General features: G+C 60.8%; 3 protein-coding genes. 2 read left to right on the top strand and 1 reads right to left on the bottom strand.

Going from position 1 to position 3109, the window contains the following annotated elements:
* Positions 1-570: 570 nt before the first annotated feature.
* A complete protein-coding gene (gene lspA, locus BQ17_RS05010; protein ID WP_089724830.1) occupies positions 571-1035 on the bottom strand; it encodes a signal peptidase II in 465 nt (154 codons plus the stop codon).
* 337 nt (positions 1036-1372) lie between these two features.
* On the opposite strand from lspA, the gene BQ17_RS05005 reads away from it, so the two are divergent.
* Positions 1373-1924 (top strand): gamma carbonic anhydrase family protein, encoded by a 552-nt coding sequence (locus BQ17_RS05005; protein WP_089724829.1) that lies wholly within the window; start codon positions 1373-1375, stop codon positions 1922-1924.
* A gap of 221 nt (positions 1925-2145) precedes the next feature.
* Positions 2146-2898 (top strand): peroxiredoxin-like family protein, encoded by a 753-nt coding sequence (locus tag BQ17_RS05000; RefSeq protein ID WP_089724827.1) that lies wholly within the window; start codon positions 2146-2148, stop codon positions 2896-2898.
* Positions 2899-3109 lie beyond the last annotated feature (211 nt).

Below are 3109 nucleotides of genomic sequence, written 5' to 3'. Positions count from 1 at the left end.
CACCGCCAGACGAAAGGGGCGGCAACGGATAGGCCACATCTAAGGACACGGGAACCTGCTCTCTACTCTACTGGTTCAAAATCAAGTTAGGGTAGGGTCCGCTGTGCGGACCGCCTACAGGTTGCGACATTTTCCTTGGTGAAAATCCGCGCAATCCGTGGATAAAGTCAGGCTCTTTATGGATTCCAGACTGTTTTGGAGTGCGCCGGCAAAGCGGCGCGGTCGAATCGAACCTCAGCAATCGGGGATACCCGTGGTGTTTACCGGGAACCTGGACGCCGGGTTGCGCACGCGCCGCGGCGACGGCGCTTTCCCCTGGCCGCCGTGCCTTTACGTTACCGAATCCAAAGCGGCGGCGGGTCGGTACGCTCGGCCCGTCCCGCGGCTGGGTCGGGTCCCGCGGATTCCGGTCGCTATCGGGGTCAGGTTGCCGCCGCACTCCAAAACATCCGGTCGTGCCCTTCCATAATCGTCAGCAGTCCGGAATCCATAAAGAGCCAACCCGGAAACATAAAAAGCCCCTCGCCGGGGGAGGGGTCGGGGAGAGGGAATCAAATGCCCAACCTGCACTCATCGTGCCTTCCCTTCGCGAAGATTGCCGAGGAGTAATAGGACCACACCCAGGGTGATGGCGCTGTCGGCTACATTGAACGCCGGCCAGTGCCAGTCGCCCACATAGAGGTCGATGAAATCCACTACGCGGCCCGTGAGCACGCGGTCGATCAGGTTTCCCACTGCCCCACCGACGATCAGAGAGAGGGCGGCGGCCATGAGGCGTTCCCGCGGCCCGAGCCGCAGCAGCCAAATAACTAGCACTACCGACATCAGGATGGCGAAGCAGGCGAAGAACCAGCGTTGCCAACCCCCGGCGCCGGCCAAGAAGCTGAAGGCGGCCCCCTCATTATACATCAAGGTCAGGTTGAGCAGCGGTACCAGGGGCAAGGGGCGATAGGGATCCAGCATAGCCGCGGCCAACCACTTGGTCGCCTGGTCGAGCACCACGACCAGCACGGAGAGCCACAGCCATCGGGCCATCGCCAGGTTTGTTATCAGCTGCATTGGTCTGTCGATGCTCTAGTAGGTCGTCTCTCGTTCCCACGCTCCGGGACCCCGGTGATTTTGCCTCGTCGATGAAGGGCCGTACCTTGGGTCGAGGCTCCACGCTATCTGCGAAGCGTCAACTATAAAGCCGGAAACGCGACCGGACCAGCGTCGGGAAGCAAATTTGCCGGCTGCCAGCTAACAGTCACCGGCTTCCAGTGGCTGGCAGCCGGCGACTGGTAGCTGGTACTGATTTATACGCACTTGCCCTGGGGCAACCCCGATTGGTGATAGCATTATGGGTCCTGATGCCTTACCCCGAGGAGTACCCATGTCCAATGTCCGTTTCTTTCGAGGAAAACATCCCCAAATCGCCGCTGATGCCTGGATCGATGCCTCTGCTATCGTCATCGGCGATGTGAAGGTCGGCCCGCGCTCGTCGATCTGGCCCTTGTGTGTTATCCGCGGCGACGTCCATCGCATCGAGATCGGGACCGCTACCAATATTCAGGATGGCACCATCCTGCATGTCTCTCACGACAGCCGCTTCCTGCCCGGGGGCGCGCCTGTCATCATCCACGACCAGGTAACCGTGGGTCATCAGGCCGTACTGCACGGCTGTGAGATCAGAGACCATTGTCTGATCGGGATCGGCGCGCGGGTGCTGGACCGAGCGGTGCTCGAACCCCGCACCATGGTGGGTGCCGGCTCACTGGTGCCACCGGGCAAGGAGCTCGAGGGCGGCTACCTCTGGGTGGGGACGCCGGTCAAGCGCATTCGGGCTTTGAAGGATCCGGAGATCGAGTATCTGGACTATGTGGCCGAGCATTATGCCAAACTCGCAGACGGACATAGAGATGAGGCCACTGGTCAGCTGTCCTGAACCCTGGTCGGCACGCCGGGTTTGCCGTTCGCTCCCGCAGGTAGTCAGTAATCGAGTTCGCCTTCGCCTACCGTTAACGGAGGTTCCATGGGGCGACTAATCCCATGCGAAAATTAAAGGGTTCCACGATGTTCGAGATGTTTTCTTTGGGGCGGGTTCACGTACTCTGGTAACGGATCCGAAGCTGCTGTCGCCGATCAAGTGATAAGAGGAAAGGAACCATGTACCACAATCGATTTGTTCTGGCCGTCTTGGTTTTGTCCGTACTCTTCCCCGTCGCGGCGCTCAGCGGCACGTCCGAGCCCGTGCCAAGCTACCAGGAGGCCCTCGAGGCCTTCAACGCCGAGCATGCCAAGTCCGATGCTCCACCTTTGGGCGCTGAGGACCGCCGGATCATGGAAGATGCCGCCCAGGAGCTGGCCGTCCGGATGCCGGAGCCTGGCCTCAAGGTCGGGGACAAGGCCCCGGACTTCAGCCTGCCTAACGCCTTCGGTCGGCAGGTACGCCTGGCCGACCTCCTGGGGCAGGGAGCGGTCGTCCTCACCTTCTACCGCGGCGCCTGGTGCCCCTATTGCAACCTCCAGCTGCACGCCCTGCACCAGACATTGCCGCACATCGAACAGCAGGGGGCACGGTTGGTGGCGGTGACCCCGCAGCTGCCGGACAAGTCCCGTGAGCAGGTCGCAAAGGACGGCTATCCGTTCGAGATCCTGAGCGACCTCGACGACCAAGTGATGAAGCAATACCGGCTCTATTTCGAGGTGCCCTCGGAACTGAGCGACCTGTACCAGCGGCGCTTCTCCCTGGATCTCGCCGACTACAACGGCGCGGGCCGCTATGTGCTGCCCGTGCCGGCCACCTTCGTGATCGATCGGGACGGTGTGGTGCGGGCCGCCTTCGCCGATGTGGACTACCGTAAGCGTATGGAGCCTGCCGCTATTCTGGCGGCGCTGAAAGGGCTTGGGACCAGGTAGGACCCAGAGGCAAACGCGCGTATCCATCTTCCGGGGACATGGCCTCGCAGACTTTTCTGCCTGGCGGTGGACAGCCGCCTGCGGATCGACTTTTTCAGCATCAGGAACTGCGGCCAGGCTCGGGTTTTGAAAAGGTGGTAGTGGTATTTTTTAAATGCTAGAGTAGAATAACTCATCTACAAAATCAATCAAAGGGGTTTTCAGTCATGAT

This window comes from Candidatus Thiosymbion oneisti, from assembly GCF_900092655.1.
In the GTDB taxonomy this organism is placed as follows: domain Bacteria; phylum Pseudomonadota; class Gammaproteobacteria; order Chromatiales; family Chromatiaceae; genus Thiosymbion; species Thiosymbion oneisti.
Note: the sequence above shows the minus strand (reverse complement) of the source record. Positions and strands in the feature narration are given on the sequence as shown.

Bases quoted from the DNA above. Each gene is read 5' to 3' on its own strand.
- lspA (WP_089724830.1), bottom strand. From the start codon at position 1,035: ATGGCCCGATGGCTGTGGCTCTCCGTGCTGGTCGTGGTGCTCGACCAG.
- BQ17_RS05005 (WP_089724829.1), top strand. From the start codon at position 1,373: ATGTCCAATGTCCGTTTCTTTCGAGGAAAACATCCCCAAATCGCCGCT.
- BQ17_RS05000 (WP_089724827.1), top strand. From the start codon at position 2,146: ATGTACCACAATCGATTTGTTCTGGCCGTCTTGGTTTTGTCCGTACTC.